This is a genomic window from Bacillus sp. SJS (assembly GCF_000732485.2).
GTDB lineage: Bacteria > Bacillota > Bacilli > Bacillales > Bacillaceae > Metabacillus_B > Metabacillus_B sediminis.
Genome location: NZ_JAQV02000022.1, coordinates 34,571 through 60,826, shown reverse-complemented (window position 1 = coordinate 60,826; position 26,256 = coordinate 34,571). Strand labels below are relative to the sequence as shown.

Below are 26,256 nucleotides of genomic sequence, written 5' to 3'. Positions count from 1 at the left end.
CCAAAGGTTGATCATGTATGAGTATGTTATCGGTTGAAAATTTATATAAAACATATGGGGAAAAGGTGCTCTTTGATCACCTTTCTTTCTCTATATCTGAAAAGCACCGCATCGGTCTGATTGGTGTAAATGGAACAGGTAAATCAACACTGCTTAAATATTTGGCAGGTTTAGAGACGGCTGAGTCCGGTACCATGACGCACGCGAATCAATTTCATATAGAATATTTGCCGCAGCAATCGGATTTGAACGAGGAATTAACTGTTCTCGACCAGATTTATTACGGAGAGGCAGCGATCATGAAGGGGATGAGGGACTACGAAAAAGCCCTCGCTTCTCTTGAAGAGAATCCGGCAGATGAAAAGAAGCAGGCAGCTCTCATGGCTATGCAGCAAAAGGTGGATGAACTGAATGCCTGGGATGCGATTACAACGGCCAAAACGGTTCTGACCCGTCTTGGCGTTACAAGCTTTACGAAAAAAATCAGCGAGCTTTCCGGCGGCCAGAAAAAACGGGTAGCCATTGCAAAGGCACTCATTCAGCCTGCAAATCTTCTTATTTTGGATGAACCGACGAACCATCTTGATCAGGATACGATTGAATGGCTGGAGGCTTTTCTTGCGCAGTATAAAGGAGCGTTTATTGTCGTAACCCATGACCGGTACTTCCTTAACCGGGTCACGAATCAAATTTTCGAGCTTGATAAAGGTCAGCTTTATACGTATGAAGGGAACTATGAAATGTTCCTTGAGAAAAAGGCGGAGCGTGAAGAGCTTGCTGTCCAGAGCGAGGCAAAGCATCACAATACATTAAGACGCGAGCTTGCCTGGCTGCGCCGCGGTGCAAAGGCGAGAACGACGAAGCAAAAAGCGCGCATTCAGCGTGTCGAAGATATGAAAGAGCAGAAATTCGACAACACGAAGCATGATCTGCAATTTGCTTTAGGCAGCGTAAGGCTCGGCAAAAAGGTGATGGAACTGACCGATGTCAGCAAAAGGTTTGCCGATCTGCAGCTTGTTCAGGATTTCAGTTATCTTGTTGTACCGGGAGACCGGCTTGGCCTGATTGGACCGAATGGAAGCGGGAAAACAACCCTGCTGAATATGCTTGCAGGCAGAATCGAGCCAGATAGCGGAATGATAGAGGTTGGGGAAACCGTCAAAATTGGGTACTACACACAGGATCATTCCGATATGGACGAGAACTTGAGGATGATTGATTATATCAAGGAAACAGCTGAAATTGTTCATACGATAGACGGAACATCCATTACAGCGGAACAGATGCTTGAACGCTTTTTATTTCCGCGATCGATGCAGTTTACCTACATCCGCAAGCTCTCAGGAGGAGAACGCCGGCGTCTTTACCTATTGAATGTACTGATGCAGGAACCGAATGTTTTATTCCTGGATGAACCGACGAATGATCTGGATACACAGACACTCAGGGTCCTGGAGGAGTATCTTGATCATTTCCCTGGAGTTGTCATCACCGTATCCCATGACCGGTACTTCCTGGATCGTGTCATCGATCAGCTGTTTGTCTTTAAAGGTCAGGGTAATATTGAGCGTTTCTATGGAAATTACACTGAATATATGGAGGAGCGTAAAAAGCAGACGGCCGCAAAAAAAGAGTTAAAAGCCGCTGAACTTCCTCAGGCTGTGAAAGAAACAAGAAAAAAACTTTCCTATAAAGAGCAGCAGGAATGGAATGGGCTTGAAGATCAAATCGCAGCTCTTGAAGAAAAGCTTTCAGAACTTCAGGCAAACATTGATGGAGCCGGAAGTGATTTTGGCAAAATTCAAAAGCTTATGGAGGAGCAGAAGGCAGCAGAAGAGAGGCTCGAATACTCTATGCAGCGCTGGGAAGAGCTCTCCCTCATTCTTGAAGAAATTGAACAGGCTAAATCATAGGAAAAGATAGGCCGCCGTTCCCATTACGGCGGTTTTTTCATCGTTTTAATTCAGTTTCTCGCTAAAAAATGGTATCATTTTAAAACGTCAAAGATAAATTTACCAGCCCCTTTCGTTCGTTATTTCTTGGGAAAGGTGGTAGGGTAGTATTCAGAGAATCTACCAGTTAGGGGTGAAACGATGAATCCTCCTGAAAAATTGGCACGGTTTCTTCTTGAAGGAGACCATGAAGCCTCATGGGAAACGGTGCAGATTCACATTCGTGAAGGAGCGACTACACTGGCTCTGTTTGAGGACGTTCTAACCAAAGCGATGCAGCATGTAGGAGTACTTTGGGAGAATAATGAGATTACCGTAGCAGATGAGCATCTCGCTACTTCAACCTGTGATTATATCCTTTCAAAATATCAGCATTATATGAGAGAAAACAAGCCGGTTATGGAAACCGGTAAGAAAGCCATGTTTTTATGCGTACAGGATGAAGACCATTATATTGGCTTGAAAATGGTTCATATTCTCTTTGAGGAAAATGGCTGGCAGACGAAATTCATGGGTCCGAATCTTCCTCTTGAATTTGCGTTATCTGCCGCGGAAAAATGGAAGCCGGAAGTCATTGGGCTATCTTTCAGCTTAAATTACCGAGCCGGTCAGCTGAAGGAGTATATCAGCAGGCTGGAGTCTATTGAAACCAATCCGATTGTCCTTCTTGGGGGCAGGCTTCTCCTTACCCATGACTTTACCAAATTTGGCTCTGAGAAAACGAGGTTTATTCCTACCTTGACCCAGCTTGCTGAATGGTTCGATTTAGAGCGCTCCGGAGGAACCCGATTTGTCAAATAGCCGACACATGCCCATACCTTATTTCAAAATAAATCGGCAGTTTGAGATCCTTGAATTTTCTGAGGAAGCAAGGGATCTTTTTTCATTCCGGGAAGGCTCATCGTTTCTGGAACTTACCGATAGCGGGAGCCGGACAAAGGCTGAAAAATTCCTTTCGGGGGAAGGGAAGATGGAGACAGAGCTTGCGTTGATGACGAAGCGGGAGTCTGCAGCAACCTTTAAGATTTCCGTAAAGTGGGCTGGCGAGGCGGGACATCTCATCTGTACAGGCCAGGACCGTCATATGGAAGAGCTTCTTTCAAAAATCAGCCACCAGCAAAGGCGTTTGGCGGAAACCGATTTGGAACTGCTTTTTCAAAAAGAAGCACTCGAACAATTATTGGATAAAATTACTGAGTTATCAGGCCCGGCTATCACTCTTACGTCTAAGCTTGTGCTCGTGCCGCTCTTTGGTAACCTGGACGAAAATCTCATAAACAGGAATCGGACAAGGCTATTGAACAGCATGCATGAACAAGACTATGAGCATGCGATTTTCGATTTCCACGGAATTGGAGTATTAAATGGAGATGGATTGATGGAGCTTGGAAAACTTATAGCCGAATTCAGACTTATGGGCGTGGAGGCTGTATTTACAGGACTCACCCCCGCCCATGTAAAGGCGATGAACCAATCAGGAGCAGCTCTGGATGTTCAATCTGTCAGTACCTTGCCAAGAGCCATTCAGTCATACTTTTCTGTAAAGTAGAAACCCCATGGGCTTTATGCCAATGGGGTTTGCTTGTATGGAGGAGCGGTTTCACCCTAGGAACAGCTTGCAACCGCTTGTTTCATATCCTTCTCTCTTATTAATACATTTTTATTATTGTCGACCTTATAGTCGATTTTTTCGCTATTTAAACATTCCAAAAGAGATTTCCTCAATTCATCGCTGTTGTTTTCGTGGTTTGCAAAAACAGAGTAATCATTGTCCGTTTGACTGCAGCCTGCCATTAATGTGAATAAAATAATGGTGCAAATTGTTTTTCTGACGCTTCTCATCCAGTTGTCTTCCTCCTTTAGTAAATATTTATTAAGCAAAAAACCGGGAAACATTTCGCCTCCCGGTTCTTTTCACGTTTAAAATACCTTCGTTGTCCAGCTCTCACAATTCCATACTTCGGTAGCAAGGCCCTGATAGAATTCAGGTTCATGGGAAATCATGAGGATGCTGCCTTTATAAGCATTCAATGCACGTTTTAATTCTTCTTTAGCATCGACGTCCAGGTGGTTTGTCGGCTCATCGAGAACGAGCAGATTGCTTTCATTGTTCATTAATTTGCAGAAGCGCACCTTTGCTTTCTCGCCTCCGCTAAGCACTTCAATTTTGCTTTCGATGTGCTTCGTTGTCAGGCCGCATTTGGCGAGGGCCGCGCGAACCTCGGCTTGAGTAAGGGAAGGGAATTCGTTCCAGACTTCCTCGATACAAGTATTGTAGTTGCTTGTTTTTACTTCTTGCTCAAAATAGCCGATGTTCAGGTAATCGCCTCGCTCCACTTCTCCTGAGATCGGTTTGATTTCTCCGAGGATACTGCGCAGAAGCGTTGTTTTCCCGATGCCGTTTGCTCCGACAAGCGCAATTTTCTGACCGCGTTCCATACGGAGGTCAAGCGGTCTCGACAGCGGTTCATTATAGCCAATTACAAGGTTTTTCGTTTCGAAAATCACTCTGCCTGCTGCACGTGATTCTTTAAAGTTAAATTGCGGCTTAGGCTTTTCTGCGGCAAGCTCAATAACGTCCATCTTATCCAGCTTTTTCTGGCGGGACATCGCCATGTTGCGGGTCGAGACGCGTGCTTTATTACGGGCGACAAAGTCTTTCAGATCCGCAATCTCAGCCTGCTGCTTTTTGAAGGCAGATTCCAGCTGCTGTTTTTTAACTTCATGAATTTTCATGAAGTTATCATAATCGCCTACATAGCGGTTTAATTGCTGATTTTCCATATGATAGATCAGGTTGATGACGCTATTTAAGAAAGGAATATCATGCGAAATTAAAATAAACGCATTTTCATATTCCTGTAAATATCGCTTCAGCCACTCAATGTGCTGCTCATCCAAATAGTTCGTAGGCTCGTCCAGTAAGAGGATGTCAGGCTTTTCTAATAGAAGCTTGGCCAGAAGGACCTTAGTCCGCTGTCCGCCGCTCAAATCCTGAACCTCGCGCTCAAGACCGATATCTGTCAGTCCAAGACCGCGGGCGACTTCTTCTACCTTTGAATCAATGACATAAAAGTCGTTGTTTGTCAGAGTATCCTGAAGAACGCCGACTTCTTCAAGAAGCTTTTCCAGTTCCTCAGGAGAGGCGCTTCCCATTTTGTCATAAATACCGTTCATTTCTGCTTCAACATCAAATAGATACTGAAATGCCCCTTGGAGTACCTGGCGCATCGTCTGGCCCTGTGCCAAATTCGTATGCTGGTCCAAATAGCCAACGCGGACTTTTTTAGACCATTCCACTTTTCCTTCATCCGGTTCAAGCTTGCCGGTAATGATGTTCATGAATGTTGATTTTCCTTCACCGTTCGCACCAATCAGACCGATATGCTCGCCTTTTAAAAGACGGAAGGATACGTCATTGAATATGGCCCGGTCACCAAAACCGTGGCTGAGATCTTTTACTGATAATACGCTCATCGTATACACCTTTTCCTTTTATATATAAATGGTTTTTCATTTAAGCTCACCCCCCGATTATATCGAACAAGCCCGGTTAGGGAAAGGGAGAGGAGGAAGAAAAGCATGAGAATTTCCGGAAAGAATAAAAGGGAATACTGGGTTATTTTGATTATTTCCCGGGAAAAACTGTGTCAAAAACCCAGATCTGAACGCATAATTAGGGGATTCAAGAAGATATTGAGCCGGTAATAGTACCTCCTCCTTCTATTTCCTGATACATTTAGATAAAAAGCCTGAAAGGGGACAAAAGATGTCGGACAAACATGAAATTCGCGAAAAAGTGTGGCAGCTGCTTGAGGAAGAGAGGCTTGGGAGATTTCCCTTTCCTTTAAAGGGCAGAATTCCAAATTTTAAAGGAGCGGAAAAAGCAGCGGCTTTTGTTTTTGAGATGCCCGAATATAAGCTGGCGAATGTTATTAAGGTAAATCCTGATGCCCCGCAGCTTCCGCTTAGGGCACAAGTGTTAAAGGATGGGAAAACGCTTCTTGTTCCAACACCAAGATTAAAAGCAGGCTTCATTCAGGTGAAGCCTGAATGGGTGCCGGCGGGAGAAGAGAGAAGGGCAGCCAGTTTAAGCCATATTAAGGAGTACGGGCAGCTTCTGCCGTTATCTGAACTTCCAAAGATTGATCTAATTGTCATCGGCTCTGTGGCGATGACTGCGGACGGTAGGCGTCTTGGAAAAGGAGAAGGCTATGCTGACCGGGAATACGCGATCATCAGAGAGCTTGGCAATCCTGAGGTTCCCGTCATTACGACTGTTAACAGCCGGCAGCTTGTAGAGGAAGATATTCCGGTAGAGGAATTTGATTTAACGGCTGATTGGATCGCGACAGAAGAAGGGCTGATGAAAACGGGATCCTGCGTTCCGAAGCCGAAGGGAATTGTCTGGGGCAGGGTGACGGAGGAAGATATGGAAGCCATGCCTGTGCTTCAGGAAATAAAAGATTTCATAAGCAAAAAAAATCCCCTTTAAGTCCTGCTTAAAGGGGATTCTTTCTGTCATTAGATTTTGGCATAAAGCGGATCTGTTACTTTCACGAGCTGCTTCCCAAGATTTGAACCGCTGAACAGTCCAAGGAACGCATCCGGGATGTTCTCAAATCCTTCTACGATTGTTTCTTCATATTTCAGGCTTCCGTTTTTTACCCATGCACCAAGCTGGCGGGATCCTTCTTCAAAGCGGTCAGCATAGTCTCCTACGACAAAGCCTTTCATCAGAGCACTGGACTTGATGAGCTTCATTTGGACACGCGGTCCCAAATCTTCTCCGGCTTTGTTGTAAGAGGAGATGGCTCCGCAAATCGGTACGCGGGCAAATTTGTTCAACAGGCTGTAGACAGCATCGGAAATTTCTCCGCCTACATTGTCAAAATAGACGTCCACGCCATTCGGACAGGCTTTTTCAAGTGCCTTTTGAACGTCGTCCGTTTTATAGTTGATGGTTTCATCAAAACCAATCTCTTTTAAGTATTGGATTTTATCCTCTGTTCCGGCGATTCCGACAACACGTGCTCCTTTAATCTTCGCGATCTGTCCAACAAGTGATCCTACAGCTCCGGCAGCACCGGATACAACGACGGTTTCGCCTTCCTGAGGCTGACCAATGTGAAGAAGTCCGAAGTAAGCGGTCAGACCGGGCATTCCAAGAACACCAAGAGCTGTTGTGATCGGCGCTACATCCGGATCAATTTTTCGTACTGCTTTTGCCGGGACAGCAGAATATTCCTGCCAGCCGAGCATTCCTACAATCGTATCTCCGCGTTTAAAGTCAGGAGAGTTCGATTGAACGATTTCACCGACTACGCCTCCATGGATAACTTCATCAAGAGGGAACGGTTCAACATACGATTTCGTATCCTGCATACGGCCTCTCATATAGGGATCTACAGATAAGTATAATGTGCGTACAAGCACCTCTCCATCTTTCGGTTCCGGTACGCTTGTGTTAGTAAAGCGGAATGTTTCCGCAGTTGGCATCCCGTTCGGGCGCTGTGCAAGCTGGATTTGTTTTTGAGTTGTGCTTTCCATCATCCATTCCTCCTTGAGTTCTTATATGACTATATTTACCCTATCATCATGCGCAAGCTTGTTCAAAGAATACACCTTGAAAACGGCATATTCGTTTTCGCTTGAATGATCCATTAAAGGTAAAGTAAAGATGGGAGGGATCAATGTGAAAATAGCGATTATTGGAGCCGGGCTTACCGGTTTAACGGCGGCTGCAGTTCTGAAGGAAAAAGGGGTATCGAGTGTCACGCTTTTTGATAAAGGAAAAAGTCCGGGAGGCCGGCTTGCAACCAGAAGAATTGGGGAAGGGAGGGCGGATCATGGTGCTCAGTTTTTTACGGTCCGCACAGAGGAGTTGAAAAAAGAAGCAGATCAATGGCTTGAAAAAGGCTGGATTCAAAAATGGTTCGGCGATCCGTACCCGCGTTACGCAGGGGCGGAGGGAATGAACAGCCTTGCTAAGCATCTCGCAGAGGAACTGGATGTGAAGACACATACCAGAATCGTTCGAATTGAAGAAAAAGGTCATGGTTTTGAGCTTTTTGCTGAATCGGGAGAAAGCTTTCAAGCTGAAGCCATCCTTATAACCATTCCTGCTCCTCAAGCGGTTGATCTTCTGACCGCAAGCCGCATCCGGGCCGGACATGAACTCGCAGGAATCCGGTTCAATCCATGCTTTGTTGCCATGGCATCCCTAAAAAAGGATTTGAGTATTGGCAGTGAAGGGCATATTGATTCGGGCCTTCCGGAAGGTTTGGAAAGGATTGCCTGCCAATCGGAAAAAGGGATATCCATTGAGCCGATCGTAAGCATCTATATGACAGGAGAATGGTCTGCGGAGCATTTTGAAAAGCAGGATGAGGAAATTACGTCTCTTATTCTGGACAAAGTGAAGGAATATGTACCAATGGAGAATCTAAATTCAGTGCAGCTTAAGCGCTGGCGCTATGCAGAAGCGGTGCAGCCTTACCATCGGCCATTTCTGGACCTCAGAACGAAGCATCCGCTTTTGGCTGCAGGGGATGCCTTCTTAAGGGAAGACGATCCTGCGGGAAGGACGAGATTTGAAAGTGCCTTTCTGTCGGGTATGGATGCAGGCGAGGAGCTGTATGAAAGAGCAAAAACACGGGATAAATGACTTAAACAATCGTTTGTTTGTCATAAAAGAGAGAAGCGCCTGGTTGTAACTCGGCGTTTCTTTTTTTGAGAGCTGCGTTAAAGCATGCTGCATCTGTTAATTGGATCGGAAGCCGAACGCCTCCATCAGAAATCAACAGCTATGATAAACAGAGTTTTTTAAAAAAGCTATTTCCTCTTATATGTCATTTGGCCAGTGCTGGTTCAATATGCCTCTATCTATTTTCGTTTATGGGAAATTCCCTTTCAAATAGAGGCGAAAACAAGAGAATGCGCCGTCAGAACTGGATATTGGATGATATTTCCTCTATTGTAAGGTTGGACATTGTGAACCATTTCTACTATTGTTAAGATGGTTGAAAGTCTAGTACGACATATAGGAGGACAGTAGTGACAGATACATATGACCTGTTCCTGAAGGCAAAAGAATTCATTCAAATCAGTTACCATGAGCTAGGAAAAGAAGAGGAAATAGAAGAGCGTTTGCTCAGCATTAAGCAGGAAATTGAAGAAACCGGACAATATGTGCATACGGGGATTGAACTTGAATATGGTGCAAAGCTTGCGTGGCGCAACAGTAATCGCTGTATAGGAAGGCTGTTCTGGCAGTCTCTCCATGTCATGGATGAGCGAGGGGCAGAGACGGAAGAGGAAGTCGCGGAAGCTCTTATCCGCCATATTGAATATGCGTCCAACGGAGGGAAAATCCGGCCTTCCATCACCATTTTTAAGCCGAAGGACAAGGAGAAGCACAGGATTCGAATTTGGAACCACCAGCTGCTCCGATATGCAGGATATAAATTTGATGAAGGGTATAGAGGAGATCCTGCCTCCATCGAATTTACGGAGGTATGCCGGGAACTCGGATGGGAAGGACCGTATACCGACTATGATATGCTTCCGCTCGTCGTTTCTGCAGGCGAGAATCGGCCGAAGTGGTTCCCGATTCCAGAGGACAGAATCATCGAAGTTCCGATCGTTCATCCGGAAATTCCAGCCTTTCAGGATCTTTTCTTAAAATGGTATGGCGTCCCGATTATTTCAGACATGAGCCTCGAAATTGGGGGGATTGTTTATGGAGCTGCCCCATTTAACGGGTGGTACATGGGGACAGAAATCGGTGCCAGAAACCTGGCGGATGAAGACCGGTATAATATGCTTCCTAAGGTCGCTTCCATTATGGGGCTGAAAACGGATTTGAATTCATCCTTATGGAAAGACCGTGCATTGGTCGAGCTCAACGCGGCAGTCCTCTATTCCTTCAAGGAAGCAGGCGTAAGCATTGTCGACCATCACACCGCCGCCGCTCAATTTAAAAGATTTGAGGAAAGAGAAGAGAGCAGCGGGAGAGATGTTACCGGAGACTGGGCATGGCTTATTCCGCCCATCTCGCCAGCCGCAACGCATATTTTTCATAAAAATTACAACAATGAGATAAAAACACCGAACTACTTCTATCAGAAAAAACCCTATTAGATTCCAAATCAAAAAACTCGCCCTGCTGCCGGTCGAGTTTTTTTATGTTCAGTTGTTTTTAGGGTAATAGGAAAATCCGGGATACTTAACTACCGGCCATTTTTCTTTGCGGAGAGAATTCATCAGCTCACGCGTCGCATTTAAATTGGATTGAACAATTTGTTCAGGAGTCAAGGCCATCCACTGGTTCAGTGACAAATCGGCAAATCGGTCGCTTTTGAATATCTCCAAATACCAGAGAGTCTCACTGCCAGTATTTTGGATATAGTGGCCCGCTGCAAAAGGGACATATCCGACATCTCCTGCCTGATAATCAAAAGTACGTGCCGTGCCGTTTCCAGTAAAGACAGTCATGCGTCCTTTTCCTGTAAGGTAATATTGCCACTCCGCATTGTTCGGATGCCAGTGAAGCTCCCTCATGGCTCCCGGCTCGACCTCAACAATCGCTGCCGCTATCGTTTTTGAAATCGGAAAATTGGAGGAGTCCACAATGCGGACGCTTCCCCCTGGCGTGATAAGCGGTTTTTGTTTAAGCAGTTCGTGTTTGAAGGTAAGGGGAACATCTCCATATGGAGACTGAATTTTCTGGCTCTCTAAAGGACCAGGAACCTCCCCTTGATAAATGTAGACCTGATCTTTAGGAATTGAGTCAAAGGCGCTTTCCGGTACGCCGAAATTGGCAGATAAAACATCCTTAGGCGTATGGGCAAACCAGTCGGAAATGGATAGAGTACTTAAATCAGTAAAGTTGCCGTCATCGAACACGAGGAGAAATTCACACTGCTCGAGCCCTTGAATGGAATGCGGAATTCCAGGGGGGAAATACCACAGGTCGCCCGGGCCGACATCGGCAATGAAATTCCTCCCATTTTGATCAACGGCAGTAATCCGTGCGCGTCCCAGTATCATATAAGACCATTCCGCTTCCTGATGCCAATGGAGCTCACGAACTCCGCCGGCCGTTAAGCTCATATTTACCCCTGCAATGGTGGTCGAGACCGGCAATTCCCTCACCGTAATCTCTCTTGACCATCCTCCGTGGTTTAACTTCATGCTCGTGTCAGAAAAAGAGAATTTTAAATTAGGTACAAGCCCTGCATCCGTTTTAGGCGGAACGAGCATATCGGGATTTTGGAGGTCCCTCATTACATTTCGGGGGCCGGCATCGATTGTCCCGGCTCCATCACTCCGTATTGGCTGAGGAAGCTTTTGGACCCCTTGATCAGTCGCTCTTTTATCCAAGAAAAAGCACCTCTCTTTTTCAGATAAGCCTATTTTTAAAAACGAAAATGACGTGTGAATATACACACGTCATTTCCTATCCTAGAGTATTCAATTTTCTTTTCAAATAGAACTCGTTAGTATTTCCCTTTATTCTTCTGAGACTTCGAAACGTGATGCGGTTTCTCTGTCTGAAGACTGATTCTCAAATAGGCTCTTTTTATATAGGCTGCCGATTTTTGGACAACGTGAACCGGCTCTGTATATCGGTCCCAGCTCGCGAGCAGGATGACAGTTATTAAGGCTGTTTGCGGTGAGACGAGCGGGTGATCAAGAATTCCGGTCAGGAAAATAATCGGAATGGAAATCATAAACAGATTCAGAAGCTGTTTCCGCTTGGATTCCATAAAGTACAGGCAGCAAAATTTAAAGGCAATGCCGCCTGCAAGGAGCAAGAAGGCAAGTCCGCCAATTGTGCCGTATTCAGCGAAAAAGGCAAGGAACATGTTATGAGCATGCGGAACAGCTTTTCCTGTCAGCTGCAGGTATGACTCCGAAAAACCGAGAGGGGTCGTACCGAAATAAGTGTTATCCTTCCAGATGCTCAAACTGTTCAGCCAGATTTCTTTACGTGCAAGGGCAGAGTGGTCAATGACTTCGGTTCTTGGAATCAATTCAATCAGCTGATCCCGAATAGCGTATAGCATCCCAAGACAGGTAATTCCAAGCTTCGGATTTAATTTTATTAATAGGAATAGAGACATGATAAACATTGTCGCCACTCCCGATCGCGAACCGGTCTGGAAAATGGCTGCGGCAATGACAAGAATCAGCGGAATTTGATATAGAAGAAGCTGATTCTCTCTATTTTTTAGATGGCCGATCATGCTCGTCAGCACAAATGCAAAGGTCAGCAGCAGAAGAAAGGCTGTAAAGTTCGGATTATATGCGCTTCCGAACAGTCTGGCTTCACTATCGCCGGAGCCTCCGATAAATTGAGTGCCTGTTAAGAATGCCATCCATCCGTCCATGTGATGATCCTTTAGCATCAGGCCTGATAAAAATAAATAAAAACCTCCGGCAATTACAATACGCTTATAGCGCTGAAACGATCCTAAGGTTAAGGTGTCTTTAATGTATAGATACAATCCAAGATACCCTGCGATCAGTGCAACAATCAGAAGGTATGATCCGTTTTGCTGAACGATACTTGCCCCTGCGGATGATACGAGAAGGCAAAGGAAGAAAAACGTCGTTAAGTTGAGCGTAAATGGTGCTCTGCGGTATACAGCCTTATTTAGATGATTCCAGCCAATCACCACTAGCCATAAAATGCCTGCGGGAGGGAGGATGAAGCAAAGACCTACACCGATCTCTAAATGATAAGCCTTAATCCATGCTAATAGTTTTTCAAAGTTTATTTTAATCATGAGTCTCCTCTTTCTTACCTTACCTTAGATCGTTTACCGGTAACGGTTAAGAATTTGCATTCACATGAACATAGACTAAAATTTCCCAAACGATAGAAAATTTAAATCTTAATTCTAAATATATATCTAAATTTCAGATGAATGTAACCCTTTCAGCCAATTCTTAACTAAAAATACACAAAAAATACACGAAACCCTTACATTTTGTTTACACAAATTATGCAACTGCACACATCGGAAACCAACTTTAACACTTTACTGCTTTTCGTTTTACTAGTCAATAAGGAAAGGGAACGGTAAATTTTGCTTCCCTGCCCGAGGTTCTTTACCCTTTACTGCAGCGGAGTAAACTAAGAAGAAAATTCCACATCCCGCAAATCCATACAGAATGCAGTTTCTAAAGTTGTTTTCTCTATTTAAAAGTAGTTTGATTGGGGGCAGCAGGAGCCGCGCATAATCTATAATTGTTCATAGTGTCTATAAATAAACAAAACCCCCGGAGTGTGAATGAACACAGCATCTCGGGGGTTTCGATTTCATTTATTCTCTCTCGGCAGGACCTTTTTTAATAACGGATATCGAAAGCACTGAAGGTTTCTTCCTCACTGCATTCGGTCTGCTCAATATCCTTCACTTTCGCTAGCGGGCTTCCTTTTTTCATATCGTCAATGAAGGCTTCCAGCTGCCTGGTTTCACCCTCTGCCACAATTTCAACAGAACCATTGTCCATGTTTTTGGCAAAGCCTTTGATATTCCGATGGATGGCTTTCGTTTGTGCATAATACCGAAAACCTACACCCTGAACATGTCCATGTACAAAAAGTTTTGTTTTCACCATGATCGCCTCCTTACTGAATGCGATTCTTGACCGTTTCGATTAAGTTATCTTTAATGTCATTCCAGAAGTCCGTGTCAGTCGTAAATCGTTGTGCCACGTTTTTGGCAAAGACACCAAACGCATCATTGTATTCAGGGGATTCTTTATCTGGAAGTGTTTGTTTTTGTCCATTGACCCATTCCTGAACGGATTCTGTTCTCGGTCCCCATTTTGCTATTTCCTCTCCATTTTCACTCAGGAAAATGATAATAGGAATAGAGCGGGCCGTCCCATTTGTTAAATACTGATCCATTAATTCAAGATTTTCATCGCGGATCAAATAGCGTGTTTCAATAAGGGCTTCTTCTGAGAGCCTCATGAGAATCGGGAGGTTGACCATTGCATCGCCGCACCAGTCAGCTGTTAGCACAATCGCACGAAGGTTTTCCTTTTGAAGAGTCTGCAGAAAAACACGGTCTTCCTCTTTTAATTGAAACCTGTTGTAGATGTGAAGCAGATTCTCCTGGTGAACATTCATTTTTTTGATATACGTTTCTTTTGTCCAGCCTTTTTCAAACCATTCGTTTAGCATCATGAATAGCCTCCTGTTTATTCTTCTCACGTACTACTATATAAAAGAATAGAAGAGAATGCGAGTGTCCGGGCTGAAGACGCTATACGCGGACCTTTAGGCCGTTAACAGACGGAACATCGTAGCGCTGAAACATGATGTAATAAAGAACGGCGCTCAAGCATGCAAGTAAACTGAGAATGATAAACGTACTGGTGAATCCGAACCAAACGGTCATAGGGATCGATAGCGGAGCAATCGTCCTCCCGATTGTAAACCGAAGACTCGCTGCAGCAAAATATTGGCCGCGCATTGTCTCCGGAGCAATTTTTGAAATAAAGCTTTGCTGAAGACCAGCCGTCATTAGCTCGGCAAAAGTAAACAGTGCCATCGCCCCGAGGAATCCAGCCGTACTGGACATCTGGCCGAACCAGAGGATGGAAATGGCATAGAAGACGGAAGACCAGATAAACACATTCCGCTCCCTGTACTTTGTCATCCAACGTGTGACAGAAATCGTAAAGATGGCTACAAGAAGTCCATTTTCAGAGAGTACGATTCCAAAGGACTGTTCACCATTTACAGTCATATTCCAATTAAAAAAGCTGAAAATGGTTTCCTGTTTAATGACTTCCTTAATATATACGGGCATCAGCAAGTCGAGCTGCATAAAGGTCTGTGCCCCGAGTACTCCGGCTAATATGTACAGCATAAACGTTTTGTCGCGGAAAATGATCCCATAATCCTTCATTTGTGCCCCGACAACACGGTACCATTTTATATTTTCAGCTTTTGCGTTATTTGAAAGGACGAGAGGAGCCGTCTCCCTTGTCCATTTAAGCAAGATAAATGCTAGAAGGATGCAGACAAGTCCAGATACGACAAGTAGCTCCACCTTATAATGAACGTAGAAAATACTGCCGAGTATCGGTCCAAGAACGACCGCAATGTTCAATGAGGTATAGAAAACAGCAAATACATCGCTCCGGTCTTTTTCCGGAACAACATCGGCGATCATCGCCTGACTTGCAGGCCAGTACAATGCGCCGAACACACCGGCAAGCGCGAAGCAAACAAATGCTATAGAAGGCATATCAACCGCTGGAGAAACGGCTATCCCAAAAACGATAAACGAAAGGCCCTGTCCAATCGATGAAAGAACCATCATTTTTTTCCGCCCGAAGCGATCCGCACTATATCCCCCAAGCAAATTAGCAAATACAGAAAACACCTGCGCAGCAATCAAGAAAAGTCCGGCTGCTTCCTTGCCGAATTCATCCGAAAAATAAATAGCGAGGAACGGGAAGAACATCCAAAACGTAACGTTCATCATCGCTTCCCCGAAAAGACGCACCTTTAAATTAGAATCCCAATCTTTAATTCTCATGGCTGTATCCCCAATTCCTGTAAAGTCACCTCTTCATCATAACTCGAAAAAGGAGGAACGGGAACCGTTTCATGGAATTATAGCAGAAACCTTAATTTGGGAATGAAAGGGGATATAACAGATGAAGATCAAGGGCCTTAATCACATGCTTTTTTCAGTCTCCTGCCTACCCCGGTCGATCTCTTTTTACGAGCAGGTTCTGGGGGCAAAACTGCTTGTAAAAGGAAAAACAACCGCTTATTTTGACCTCAGCGGAATCTGGGTGGCCTTAAATGAAGAAGCACATATACCAAGAAATGAAATTGCTTGTTCCTATACACATATTGCTTTTTCAATAGAAGAAAAAAATCTTGAGAGCTGGCTCAAGAAACTGAAAAATTTGAACGTCCATATCCTCCCTGGACGGGAACGGAACGAAAAAGACAAAAAGTCGATCTATTTCATAGACCCTGACGGCCATAAATTTGAACTTCACACCGGTACTCTTAAGGACCGGCTGGATTATTATAGGGCCGAAAAGGGGCATATGGAGATTTTTAGTGAGGGACCGGGTGGTGGATTGGCGGGGAAATAGGGTTTGGCCGATAAAGATGGCGGGCCGGCCGGCGGGAAAAAGACCAGGTTCGGCTGGAAAATGGAGAATGGCCGGAAAGTGTGCGGAAGTGGCTGGAAAAGGAATCCGTTCGGCCGGAAAAGATGGCGGGCTGGCTGGTAAAATGCCTGGTTCGGCTGGAAAATGGAGAATGGCTGGAAAGTGTACGGAAGTGGATGGAAAAGGAATCGGTTCGGCCGGAAAAGCGTGTGGGCCGGCCGGAAAAAGGCCAGGCTCGGCTGGAAAATGGAGAATGGCTGGAAAGTGTGCGGAAGTGGCTGGAAAAGGAATCCGTTCGGCTGGAAAAGAGTGAGAGCCGGCCGGTAAAAGACCTGGGGCGGCTGGAAAAAGGAGAATGGCCGGAAAGCATGCGGAACCGGCTGGAAAAGGAGCCTAAGCGGCCGGAAACGCCAGCTAACTGGCTGGAAAAAGACTAAGTTCGGCTTGAATACCTAGTATAGCTTGAAAGAGGCTGTTCGTCCCTGCCTGAGGTTCGAAAAGTTCCCTGAAAAGGGATTTTAAACTTTCATACACCCACCTAACTAAAACCCCTCCTGCATGAAGCAGGAGGGGTTTTTCATCATTAGACTTGCTTGCTGCTGTATTTAATGAAGCTTGGTCTGACTCCATGGGGTACAAGTTTGCCGCGTCTTTTAATTTCTTTTACATTCATTTGCTGCTTCGCGACATAATGGGCGTAGCGTCTGTTCCAGAATTTTACGGACCATACCATAAAGAAGGCTGCGATAGCTGTGACTCCGAAAATGGCTGGCCAGAAATAAGGTGATACAATTGCCTGCTCGTATGCGAGTCCGATTGGCGAGAAGACGATGTAGGTCATGGCTACTAAAGCAATTAATAGAATGGAAGTGGACAGGGCATATTTCCATGGCACCATGTCTACGACCGCTCTGGATTTAAATTGGTAAGGAGTGGATCTTGGTTTCATCCATCCAAAAGTAAGCATGATGGCAATTTCCGCAGCGAACAGAACCGCATAAATGTAAATGAAATTGATGTCCCACTTGAATCCAAAGAGCTGTTCCGTTCCCCAGATGAGCATGTAGTAAGCAATCACGTGAAAAATGATAATGACTTTACAGGCAATCGCAGGTACGTATTTGGTTAATACACCGATTAGAACGATTGCGATAATCGGTACGTTGAAAAATCCGGTGAATTTGCGGATCAGATCCCAAAGTCCGTTTGGTGCATACATAAGCAGCGGAGCGATGAAAAGCGTAACAAGGGCCAGGAAAGTTCCGAACCACTGGCTGACCATGATTAGTTTTTTATCACTCACCTTCGGATTGAAGCGGGCTTTGTATACATCCAGGGCAAACATTGTAGCTGCACTGTTTAATAGAGAGTTGAAGGAGCTGAATACTGCTCCAAGCAAAACGGCAAGGAATATCCCGGACAACCAGGTAGGCAGCACTTCAGCGATTAATGTCGGGTAGGCAAGGTCAACTGATTTCAATGAATCGCCGTACTGGTGAAAAACAATGACACCCGGAACCATCATGAATAGAGGAATCAACAGCTTGTAGAAACCAGATATGATGACACCTTTTTGACCTTCAGCAAGGTTTTGTGCCCCAAGGGTACGCTGGATGACGTATTGATTGGATGCCCAGTAAAACAGGTTGGCAATGATCATTCCGGTGAAAATGGTGCCGAACGGGACCGAATCCTGAGGTCCGCCGATTGCGTTCAGTTTTTCCGAATGATTCGTAGTAATTTCCTTAACCCCATCAAGGAAATTTCCCCCGCCCAAAGCAACAAAGCCAAGAATGGGAACGAGTGCCCCGATTACGAGCAACCCGATTCCGTTTAACGTATCAGAAATTGCAACGGCTTTTAACCCGCCAAATATTGCGTATGCCGCACCGATTATTCCAATTCCCCATACAACGACCCATATGGATTGCTCATAGCTGATTCCGAATATTGAAGGAACATCAAACAGTTTAAGAACGGCAATGGCCCCTGAATAAAGCATAGAGGGACTCGTGACAAATACGTAGCCGAGCATGAAAAGAATGACTGTATATAAACGAACGCCTTCATCAAAGCGTTTACTCAAAAATTCAGGAAGTGTCGTAAAATTCCCGCCGAGGTATTTAGGCAGAAGATAAAGTGCCATGATAATGATGGGAATCGCAGCGGTAACCTCCCAAGCCATGTTGGTAAGGTTTGTGCGGTAGGCTTGTCCATTTAAGCCGACAAGCTGTTCAGCTGACAAGTTCGTAAGCAGGAGGGACCCGGCAATAAACGTACCATTTAATCCTCTTCCGGCAAGAAAATATCCATCTGAATCTCCTACGTCATTTTTAGATTTCTTATATGAAATCCAGGCAACAGCACCCATAAATAGTGCACATGTTAATAGTGTAAACCAGAGATTTCCCGCACTCATGTTGTTCTCTCCTTCTGTATCAAAATTCTAGTTGCAAGTGTACTGGTTAAATAACCAATTCAGAAGACATTCAAACCAGGAAAATATATATTAAAATCATAATTGGGTTATTAAGCAGTCCTTAAACTAAGGGCAGAACAATCTATTTAGCTCAAAATTCAAAAAAACCGAATCCGCGAAGATTCGGTGTGAATGCTATTTTTCTTTAACAATAAGTGCTTTCGAAAGCTTATGGAGAATACAGTCCTTAAGCTGATCACCTGAGAGAATCCCTAAAGTTAGTGCTGCGTCAATTTTTTCTTTGTTCGGTTTTTTTACGGTCATGATGCAGTCCTCCAATTGCAGCTCCTCCAGCCGGGCAATCAGGTTTTCTTCAGCATAGGAATCCATCGAACGAATCTGCCGCTGCACGACGTAATCCCCAATTTCTGCTTTTCCCTTTTGATTTTCCCCAAACCGGCCGTCGAAATAAGCGTGCAGTTCCTCTTTTAGCTGGCTCTGTTCTGATTCAAGTTCCTTGATATGCAAAGAAACAGCGCGGTACCTCGCGACTTTTTCTTCCACGCTCATTAACTTGTCCCCCTTTATTGCCATTTAATAGATTCATATGGCTGAAAGGGGAGAAATATTCTGGAAATGGGGGCTGGCTGTTGGGTAAATTCCCTGCTTCGGGACCTTTATCACCGCTTCCATTGTAAATTTCCTGGTTCCGAGCTCCTTTTTTTCTTCACACAAAAATTGAAAAATCAACACAGTCCCTTTATGATGGGTTAAAACGAAAGAGTTACGCTGAAGGAAAATGGTTAGGAGAGATCATGTTGAAGAATTCCTTCCTCATCCTTTGCAGCGTTTTACTCATTGGGCTCCTTATGTCACAAGCCGTACAGGCATATGGAGAGCCGGTTACGGGAGGAGAAGAAAACAAAATGCTGACGATTGCTCATCGCGGGGCATCCGGGTATGCACCTGAAAATACGAAGGCTTCCTTTGACAAAGCAATAGAAATTGGAACAGACTGGATTGAATTTGATGTACAGCGTTCAAGGGACGGCGAATTGGTGGTTATTCACGATACGAGTGTCGACCGGACAACGAATGGAACCGGCGAGGTTAGAGATTTACATGCAGCCGACCTGAAAAAGCTAGATGCAGGCAGCTGGTTTTCTCCCGAATTTAAAGGGGAGGGGATTATGACCTTTTCGGAGGTGCTTGAGCGGTATAATGGGAAAGCGGGCATGCTGATTGAACTTAAAAGCCCTTCTCTTTATCCGGGTATTGAGCAGCAGGTAGCGGATGAGTTAGTGAAATATCCGCTTGCAGATAAAGTGGTTCAGTCTTTTGAGCAAGATTCAATGAAAAAAATGCATGCAATCCTGCCATTCGTAAAAATTGGTGTCCTTATGAAATACCGCCCTCTTGGCATTTCAGGCAGGCAGCTTGAGGAAATCTCGAACTATGCTTCATTTGTTAATCCGAATAAAAAGCTCGTTAACCGGGGTCTTGTCCAAAAAATTCATGCTCTCGGAATGAGAATTACCCCTTATACGGTAAGAGACAAAGCCTCTGCCGCTTTTCTGAAAAGCATGGAAGTAGATGGTATGGTTACGGATTATCCGGATTACGTGAATGAAATCAAATAGGGAGGAAGCAGCCGATGGATTTTTTCACGATTGCCGCGGAGGATAAGATAAAAAAGGCGATTAAGGATGGCGAGTTCGAAAATCTGCAAGGAATGGGTAAACCTCTGAAGCTAGAAGATCTATCTGGAATTCCGGAAAACCTCCGTATGGCTTATAAAGTAATGAAAAATGCAGGAATGCTCACGGAAACCGATTTAAAAAAAGAACGGATGACGATCGATCATTTACTCAGCAGCGCAACCAGTGAGGAAGAACAGCAGGAGCTGACAGCTAAGCGGCTGAGAAATGAACAGGAGCTAGAGAAGATTCTAAAAAAACGAAGTGCATTTTCCTCTCCTGCCTCGGCATTTTATAAAGAGAAGGTAGAGCGTACTTTATTAGGAAAAGAAGGCAGGATGCGTTAATTGCCCCTGCCTTTTTATTGTTTTCTATTATACAAGCCCTCTCCCCCCTCCCTCTGCGAGAATAAGATACTACTATCTTGATAGAGAGGAGAGAATGCTATGGCAGGAGTTAAAACACTTATCAATACCACTACAGCAACTTTGCAGATCACGTTGTACGCACGTGCAGGCAGCAATCCTGTAAACCAGGGGCCGGCTTTGAATGTAACCTTGCTTCCTAACCAGACACTTACGGTTCAGTATGGAAGTGATGCAAACCCGTTTTTGAATGGAATCGCTGTGTTCACAATCGCAAATAATGACCTTTATAGCAAAGTGCAATTCGTTCTTGCAAGAGGAAGCGAATTGGACAATGTACTAAATAACAACAATGTGCTCGTCATCTCAAAAGTACTGACTGATTATCTCATTACAGGAGTGGTTAGTCCGTTTTTCCCTTCCTAAAAGAAGAAAGGCCAGGAAATTCTCTGGCCTTTTATTTTTGTCTGTTTGTGGTACATATAAGATAAGGAAAAATGTGTCGATGTTTCACGAGAAACATGTCGGAATTTGGAGTTGTTGGAAATGTTTGTAATAGGAATTGATTTGTCGGGACCTTCTAATCATAAAGACACCGCAGCTGCTTTTTTTGAATTGGCAGGGGAGGAGCTGAAGCTTTTATCTTTGGAATCGGGCTTAAGTGATGCTGGAATTTTAAAGCTAATAGAAAAAACGAACGGATTTCCTCTTACGATAGGGATCGATTCTCCGCTGTCCTATAATGACGGAGGCGGGGACAGGCCATCTGACCGGTGGTTCCGGAGGGAAATGGTCAAGCATGGACTGAAATCGAGCTCGATTATGCCCCCGACCTTGACGAAAATGGTGTACCTAACAATGAGGGGGATTTCACTTGCCGCGCTGGTTGAAAGAGTCAGGACCGATATCAGGATTGCTGAGGTCCACCCTGGAGCAGCGATGATGATGAGGCTTTCGGAAAAGGAAAAAGAGCATGGACTGCTGTATAAAAAGTCCGCAGAATCAAGAACCTATTTACTGCAGTGGTTTGAGAGCCAAAACATATTGGGCATTCCACAAGAGCAAAGCATGACACCACATGAAATTGACGCCATCGCTGCGGCAATGGCAGCAAGAGATTGGATTGTATCTTTTCCGAAGGCCTTATTCCCGAAGCAGCCGCCGCATCATCCATATGACTTTTTGTGCTGAGGCTGACTTATTTGGGAGCATTCATGAAATTTTGCCTGAGAAAACTTTTTTACACACCTCCCATTTTCGTGTAAACCTCAAAAAAGGTTGCTATAGACCCACACGAATTTGATCTGGTAGGATAAATCAGAATTAAAAACGGAGGTCACGCTATGAATGCACCAAAAATTGCTTTTTTATCCGTCCTAAGCAATTCATTTATTGTTATTTTGAAAATTGCAGTCGGTATCGTTACGGGGTCTGTAGCGGTATTATCAGAAGCGATTCACTCATCCCTGGATTTACTCGCATCACTCATTGCCTTTTTTTCTGTCAGGCTGTCAAACAGGCCAGCCGATAAGGAACATCCATATGGACATGGGAAGGTTGAAAATATTTCAGGAACCATTGAAACACTGCTGATTTTTGTAGCAGGAATCTGGATTATTTATGAATGTGTGCATAAGCTGCTGCATCCTGAACCCGTTCACCTTCCGATTCTCGGAATTGGGGTTATGGTGCTTGGAGCTATTATTAATTTCGCCGTTTCAAGGGTTGTCGGGAATGTAGCGAAAAAAACAAATTCCGTTGCGATGAAATCCAATGCACTTCACCTTTTAACGGATGTCTACACATCGCTTGGAGTTGCAGTCAGCTTGCTGCTCGTCAGCTTAACAGATTGGTATTTCCTTGATCCGATTATCGGAATTATTTTAGCTGTCTACATCATGTCAGAGGCGTATAAGCTGATGAAGGAATCCTTTCCTCCGCTGCTTGATGCAAGACTTTCGCCGGCCGATGAACAGCAGATCGTTGAAATTGTGGAAGCTTACAGCGACCGTTATATCGAATTCCATAATTTTCGGACGCGTCAGGCTGGGCCGGAGAACTATGTTGATTTCCATCTTGTTGTTTCGTCTGAAATGGATATTGCAACCGCGCACCAGCTATGTGATCAAATTGAAGCGGACATCAACGAGCAATTTGATAAAATGGAGGTTCTGATTCATTTGGAACCTGAACATGAACAGCTGAATAAAGAAGAGGAAATAAGCAGGGGCTAACCCTGTTTATTTTTTTTGAATGTTTTACTTGAAAACGTGTACATACATGTTTATAATGAAACCGTAACTTGTATATACAGGTCTGCTTATTTAGATGTAAGCGGTGAGCATTATAGCAAGAATCGTTCAACAAGAATGAGAGTACCAAAATGCTCACTCTATGCAGAAATAGATACACGTACTTTTGAAAACGATTACGGGAGGGAATAAAATGAGCAATCATAAACAATCTGCACAAGAGATTGTCGATGCAATCGGCGGAAAAGAAAATATCTCCGCAGCTACGCACTGCGTCACACGGCTCCGGTTTGCTTTGAAGGATGAAAGCAAAGTGGATAAAGAAAAACTAGAAAGCATCGATGTTGTAAAAGGCTCTTTTTCAACTAACGGGCAGTTCCAGGTTGTAATCGGACAGGGAACCGTTAACAAGGTTTATAACGAAATGGCTGAGCAGACAGGAATCGGTGAAGCGTCAAAGGATGATGTGAAATCTGCATCAGAGAAAAATCTGAATCCGCTGCAGCGTGCTGTCAAAATGCTTGCGGATATCTTTATCCCGATTCTTCCCGCCATCATAACGGCTGGTTTATTGCTTGGAATTAACAACCTTCTCACAGGAAAAGGAATCTTTTTCAAAGATTCTCTTATTACCGTTTACCCTCAATGGGCTGACCTTGCGGGAATCATTAACCTTATAGCAAGTACCGCCTTTACCTTCCTGCCAGTTCTCATTGGCTGGTCGGCAGTAAAGCGGTTTGGCGGAAATCCTCTTCTCGGTATTGTGCTGGGATTGATTCTTGTTAACCCTGCTCTGCTTAGTGCCTATGAATACGGGACTGCAAAGGATATTCCAGTCTGGAACCTATTCGGCCTGGAAATCGAAAAGATTGGGTATCAAGGTCAGGTTCTTCCAATTCTTGTCGCATCTTATCTGCTTGCCGTTATTGAAAAATTTCTTACTAAACGGGTACCGGACGCCATTCAAATGCTGGTTGTACCGCCCGTTACGCTATTAATCACTGGATTCGCATCGTTCATTGCGATCGGACCTCTTACATTTGCTCTGGGAAATCTGTTAACAGACGGAGTTATAACCCTGTTCTCAAACTTCGCAGCCATCGGCGGATTGCTGTATGGCGGTCTTTATGCCGTGCTTGTTATTACCGGAATGCATCATACTTTCCTTGCGGTTGACCTGCAGCTCGCTGCGGCGGGCGGAACCTTCCTATGGCCAATGCTTGCACTCTCAAACATTGCACAAGGGTCTTCAGCTCTGGCCATGATGCTTGTTGCTAAAGATGAAAAGCAAAAAGGACTTGCTGGAACCGCAGCCTTATCTGCTTATCTCGGTGTTACGGAACCGGCTATGTTTGGAGTGAACTTACGTTACCGCTATCCGTTTATCGCAGCAATCATTGCTTCCGCACTCGGCGGTTTAATCATCAGCATCAGCGGAGTTAAAGCCTTCTCGATCGGAATCGGCGGTCTTCCTGCTTTCCTATCCATTTCAAAAGAATACTGGCTATCATTTGGAATCGGTGTACTTATCGCACTCGTCGTCCCATTCGTACTAACGTATATCATGGCGAAGATGAAAAAAGCAAAATAAAGAGGAGTTTCCTCATCACCCGTTCATACGGGAAAATCGGACGGGACAAGCAATTGTCCCTTTCCCTTTTTATAAATTGCCGGAAAAACTCTTTCAAATAAAAATTACTAAATGGTGGTGCATCCAAAATGAAACATCCATGGTGGAAAAAATCAACGGTTTATCAAATTTATCCGAAAAGCTTCAATGATACGTCAGGAAACGGAACGGGCGATATTCAGGGGATTATTGAAAAATTGGATTATTTGAAGGAGCTTGGAGTGGATGTCGTTTGGCTGACCCCAATCTATTCATCTCCTCAAAAGGACAACGGCTACGATATTAGCGACTACTATCATATTCACCACGAATACGGAACAATGGAAGATTTCGACCGCCTGCTTGCAGAAGCACATGAACGGGGTTTGAAAATCATTATGGATATCGTCGTGAACCACACCTCTACAGAGCATGAATGGTTCAAACAGGCAGCACAGTCCAAAGACAATCCGTACCGTGATTATTACATTTGGAGAGAATCAAAAGAAGATGGAAGCGCCCCAACGAACTGGGTTTCCAAATTCGGCGGATCAGCATGGCAGCTTGACCAAGCAACAGGCGAAAACTATCTTCATCTGTTCGATGTGACACAGGCTGACCTTAACTGGGAAAACGAGAAACTGCGAAAAGATGTATACGATATGATGAACTTCTGGTTTGAGAAGGGGGTAGATGGCTTCCGTCTGGATGTCATCAATCTTATTTCAAAAAATCAGGATTTCCCGGATGATGACGGCACTATTGCACCGGGAGACGGCCGCAGGTTTTATACTGACGGACCGCGCGTTCATGAATACATGCAGGAAATGAACCGCGAAGTTTTCTCCAAGTATGACGCCATGACGGTTGGAGAAATGTCATCCACAACGATCGACCACTGTATCCGCTACTCGAACGAGGAAGGCACAGAACTGAGCATGACATTCAACTTCCATCATCTGAAGGTTGATTATCCGAATGGAGAAAAGTGGGCGCTCGCGGACTTTGACTTTCTAAAACTAAAAGACATTCTTTCTACATGGCAGGTCAAAATGAACGAGGGCCGCGGCTGGAACGCGCTGTTCTGGTGCAACCATGATCAGCCGAGAATCGTCTCGCGTTACGGAAATGACGGAGAGTACCGGTTAGAATCAGCCAAGATGCTTGCCACCGTCATCCACATGATGCAGGGAACCCCGTACATTTATCAGGGTGAAGAATTCGGCATGACCAATCCGAAGTTCGAACACATCAGCCAATACCGTGACGTGGAGTCGCTGAACATGTATAAGATCCTGCAGCAGGAAGGCCGAAGCGAAGAAGAGATTCTTGAAATCCTGAAGAGTAAATCAAGAGATAATTCCCGGACTCCGGTTCAGTGGAATACGGATCAGCACTCAGGATTTACAACCGGCACCCCTTGGATCCCTGTTGCTTCGAATTATAAGGAAATCAATGCAGACGCCGCCGTAAAAGATAAGGATTCCGTATTTTATCATTACAAAAAGCTAAACCAGCTCCGCAAGGAAGTAGAAATTGTGACAGACGGAGACTATCAGCTGATCCTCGAGGATCATCCTGAAATATTCGCTTATATCCGTAATGGAGAAGGCGAAAAACTGCTGAGCGTGAACAATTTTTATGCAAAAGAAACACAATTCGAATTGCCGGCACAGCTTTCTTTTGACGGCTATGATGTGGAAATATTGATCAGCAACTATGAGGACAGCCCGGAAACAGCAGAGAAAATTTCATTGCGTCCTTACGAATCCATCGTATATCATCTAACCAAACAGTAAAAT

Annotated in this window: 25 protein-coding genes; 15 read left to right on the top strand and 10 right to left on the bottom strand. The window is 44.6% G+C overall.

Features of this window, described 5'->3' with window-relative positions:
- Positions 1 to 17: 17 nt before the first annotated feature.
- The 3 genes from AS29_RS12590 to AS29_RS12580 all read left to right on the top strand — a co-directional run bounded on the left by AS29_RS12590 (position 18) and on the right by AS29_RS12580 (position 3,501).
- Positions 18 to 1,913, top strand: a complete 1,896-nt coding sequence (locus tag AS29_RS12590; RefSeq protein WP_035407318.1) for an ABC-F family ATP-binding cassette domain-containing protein — start codon at positions 18 to 20, stop codon at positions 1,911 to 1,913.
- Between the two features lie 180 nt (positions 1,914 to 2,093).
- A complete protein-coding gene (locus AS29_RS12585) occupies positions 2,094 to 2,753 on the top strand; it encodes a cobalamin B12-binding domain-containing protein (protein ID WP_035407315.1) in 660 nt (219 codons plus the stop codon).
- The gene (locus AS29_RS12580; protein ID WP_035407312.1) at positions 2,743 to 3,501 is read left to right on the top strand and encodes an STAS domain-containing protein; all 759 of its coding nucleotides are present in this window, start codon (positions 2,743 to 2,745) and stop codon (positions 3,499 to 3,501) included. The genes AS29_RS12585 and AS29_RS12580 overlap by 11 nt, the downstream gene beginning before the upstream one ends.
- A 56-nt stretch (positions 3,502 to 3,557) precedes the next feature.
- Here AS29_RS12580 and AS29_RS12575 read toward each other — a convergent pair whose 3' ends face one another.
- Both AS29_RS12575 and AS29_RS12570 read right to left on the bottom strand, forming a co-directional pair.
- Positions 3,558 to 3,794 (bottom strand): hypothetical protein, encoded by a 237-nt coding sequence (locus AS29_RS12575; protein ID WP_156505948.1) that lies wholly within the window; start codon positions 3,792 to 3,794, stop codon positions 3,558 to 3,560.
- A 78-nt stretch (positions 3,795 to 3,872) separates the two neighbouring features.
- Positions 3,873 to 5,429, bottom strand: a complete 1,557-nt coding sequence (locus tag AS29_RS12570) for an ABC-F family ATP-binding cassette domain-containing protein (protein WP_035407306.1) — start codon at positions 5,427 to 5,429, stop codon at positions 3,873 to 3,875.
- A gap of 292 nt (positions 5,430 to 5,721) precedes the next feature.
- Between AS29_RS12570 and AS29_RS12565 the strand changes: the two genes are divergently transcribed.
- Complete coding sequence (locus AS29_RS12565; RefSeq protein WP_035407302.1) at positions 5,722 to 6,447, top strand: 5-formyltetrahydrofolate cyclo-ligase; 726 nt, start codon at positions 5,722 to 5,724, stop codon at positions 6,445 to 6,447.
- Between the two features lie 29 nt (positions 6,448 to 6,476).
- Here the strand turns inward: AS29_RS12565 and AS29_RS12560 are convergent, their stop codons facing one another.
- Positions 6,477 to 7,502: an NADP-dependent oxidoreductase gene (locus tag AS29_RS12560; protein WP_035407300.1), complete on the bottom strand. Its 1,026-nt coding sequence runs from the start codon at positions 7,500 to 7,502 to the stop codon at positions 6,477 to 6,479.
- Between the two features lie 145 nt (positions 7,503 to 7,647).
- Between AS29_RS12560 and AS29_RS12555 the strand changes: the two genes are divergently transcribed.
- Positions 7,648 to 8,619 carry an NAD(P)/FAD-dependent oxidoreductase gene (locus AS29_RS12555; RefSeq protein ID WP_051860661.1) on the top strand — a complete coding sequence of 324 codons (972 nt, stop codon included), beginning with the start codon at positions 7,648 to 7,650 and terminating at the stop codon, positions 8,617 to 8,619.
- 389 nt (positions 8,620 to 9,008) lie between these two features.
- Positions 9,009 to 10,094 carry a nitric oxide synthase oxygenase gene (locus AS29_RS12550; RefSeq protein ID WP_035407292.1) on the top strand — a complete coding sequence of 362 codons (1,086 nt, stop codon included), beginning with the start codon at positions 9,009 to 9,011 and terminating at the stop codon, positions 10,092 to 10,094.
- Between the two features lie 48 nt (positions 10,095 to 10,142).
- Here AS29_RS12550 and AS29_RS12545 read toward each other — a convergent pair whose 3' ends face one another.
- The 5 genes from AS29_RS12545 to AS29_RS12525 form a co-directional block, all read right to left on the bottom strand.
- Entirely contained in the window at positions 10,143 to 11,336 is a 1,194-nt protein-coding gene (locus AS29_RS12545) for an oxalate decarboxylase family bicupin (RefSeq protein ID WP_035407288.1), read from the bottom strand.
- 116 nt (positions 11,337 to 11,452) lie between these two features.
- Entirely contained in the window at positions 11,453 to 12,745 is a 1,293-nt protein-coding gene (locus AS29_RS12540; RefSeq protein WP_051860660.1) for an O-antigen ligase family protein, read from the bottom strand.
- A 565-nt stretch (positions 12,746 to 13,310) separates the two neighbouring features.
- Positions 13,311 to 13,583 (bottom strand): acylphosphatase, encoded by a 273-nt coding sequence (locus AS29_RS12535; protein WP_035407285.1) that lies wholly within the window; start codon positions 13,581 to 13,583, stop codon positions 13,311 to 13,313.
- A gap of 10 nt (positions 13,584 to 13,593) precedes the next feature.
- A complete protein-coding gene (locus tag AS29_RS12530) occupies positions 13,594 to 14,157 on the bottom strand; it encodes a thioredoxin family protein (RefSeq protein ID WP_035407282.1) in 564 nt (187 codons plus the stop codon).
- A 79-nt stretch (positions 14,158 to 14,236) separates the two neighbouring features.
- Entirely contained in the window at positions 14,237 to 15,520 is a 1,284-nt protein-coding gene (locus tag AS29_RS12525) for an MDR family MFS transporter (RefSeq protein WP_051860659.1), read from the bottom strand.
- A 121-nt stretch (positions 15,521 to 15,641) separates the two neighbouring features.
- Between AS29_RS12525 and fosB the strand changes: the two genes are divergently transcribed.
- Positions 15,642 to 16,094 carry a metallothiol transferase FosB gene (gene fosB / locus AS29_RS12520; protein WP_035407278.1) on the top strand — a complete coding sequence of 151 codons (453 nt, stop codon included), beginning with the start codon at positions 15,642 to 15,644 and terminating at the stop codon, positions 16,092 to 16,094.
- An 80-nt stretch (positions 16,095 to 16,174) separates the two neighbouring features.
- Complete coding sequence (locus AS29_RS12515) at positions 16,175 to 16,549, top strand: hypothetical protein (protein ID WP_035407274.1); 375 nt, start codon at positions 16,175 to 16,177, stop codon at positions 16,547 to 16,549.
- A 146-nt stretch (positions 16,550 to 16,695) separates the two neighbouring features.
- Here AS29_RS12515 and AS29_RS12510 read toward each other — a convergent pair whose 3' ends face one another.
- Both AS29_RS12510 and AS29_RS12505 read right to left on the bottom strand, forming a co-directional pair.
- Positions 16,696 to 18,531 carry a solute:sodium symporter family transporter gene (locus tag AS29_RS12510; protein WP_051860658.1) on the bottom strand — a complete coding sequence of 612 codons (1,836 nt, stop codon included), beginning with the start codon at positions 18,529 to 18,531 and terminating at the stop codon, positions 16,696 to 16,698.
- A gap of 195 nt (positions 18,532 to 18,726) precedes the next feature.
- Positions 18,727 to 19,101 (bottom strand): hypothetical protein, encoded by a 375-nt coding sequence (locus AS29_RS12505; protein WP_051860657.1) that lies wholly within the window; start codon positions 19,099 to 19,101, stop codon positions 18,727 to 18,729.
- Positions 19,102 to 19,346: 245 nt separating this feature from the next.
- Here AS29_RS12505 and AS29_RS12500 point away from each other — a divergent pair, with 245 nt between their 5' ends.
- From AS29_RS12500 to treC, 7 genes are all read left to right on the top strand, one after another.
- Positions 19,347 to 20,171: a glycerophosphodiester phosphodiesterase gene (locus tag AS29_RS12500; RefSeq protein ID WP_035407268.1), complete on the top strand. Its 825-nt coding sequence runs from the start codon at positions 19,347 to 19,349 to the stop codon at positions 20,169 to 20,171.
- A 14-nt stretch (positions 20,172 to 20,185) separates the two neighbouring features.
- Positions 20,186 to 20,575 carry a J-domain-containing protein gene (locus AS29_RS12495; protein WP_035407265.1) on the top strand — a complete coding sequence of 130 codons (390 nt, stop codon included), beginning with the start codon at positions 20,186 to 20,188 and terminating at the stop codon, positions 20,573 to 20,575.
- Positions 20,576 to 20,674: 99 nt separating this feature from the next.
- The gene (locus tag AS29_RS12490) at positions 20,675 to 21,019 is read left to right on the top strand and encodes a hypothetical protein (RefSeq protein WP_035407262.1); all 345 of its coding nucleotides are present in this window, start codon (positions 20,675 to 20,677) and stop codon (positions 21,017 to 21,019) included.
- A gap of 120 nt (positions 21,020 to 21,139) precedes the next feature.
- A complete protein-coding gene (locus tag AS29_RS12485; protein ID WP_035407259.1) occupies positions 21,140 to 21,784 on the top strand; it encodes a DUF429 domain-containing protein in 645 nt (214 codons plus the stop codon).
- Positions 21,785 to 21,936: 152 nt separating this feature from the next.
- Positions 21,937 to 22,827 (top strand): cation diffusion facilitator family transporter, encoded by an 891-nt coding sequence (locus AS29_RS12480; RefSeq protein ID WP_035407257.1) that lies wholly within the window; start codon positions 21,937 to 21,939, stop codon positions 22,825 to 22,827.
- A gap of 211 nt (positions 22,828 to 23,038) precedes the next feature.
- Complete coding sequence (gene treP, locus AS29_RS12475) at positions 23,039 to 24,436, top strand: PTS system trehalose-specific EIIBC component (RefSeq protein ID WP_035407254.1); 1,398 nt, start codon at positions 23,039 to 23,041, stop codon at positions 24,434 to 24,436.
- A gap of 128 nt (positions 24,437 to 24,564) precedes the next feature.
- Positions 24,565 to 26,253 carry an alpha,alpha-phosphotrehalase gene (treC, locus tag AS29_RS12470; protein WP_035407251.1) on the top strand — a complete coding sequence of 563 codons (1,689 nt, stop codon included), beginning with the start codon at positions 24,565 to 24,567 and terminating at the stop codon, positions 26,251 to 26,253.
- Positions 26,254 to 26,256: the final 3 nt, after the last annotated feature.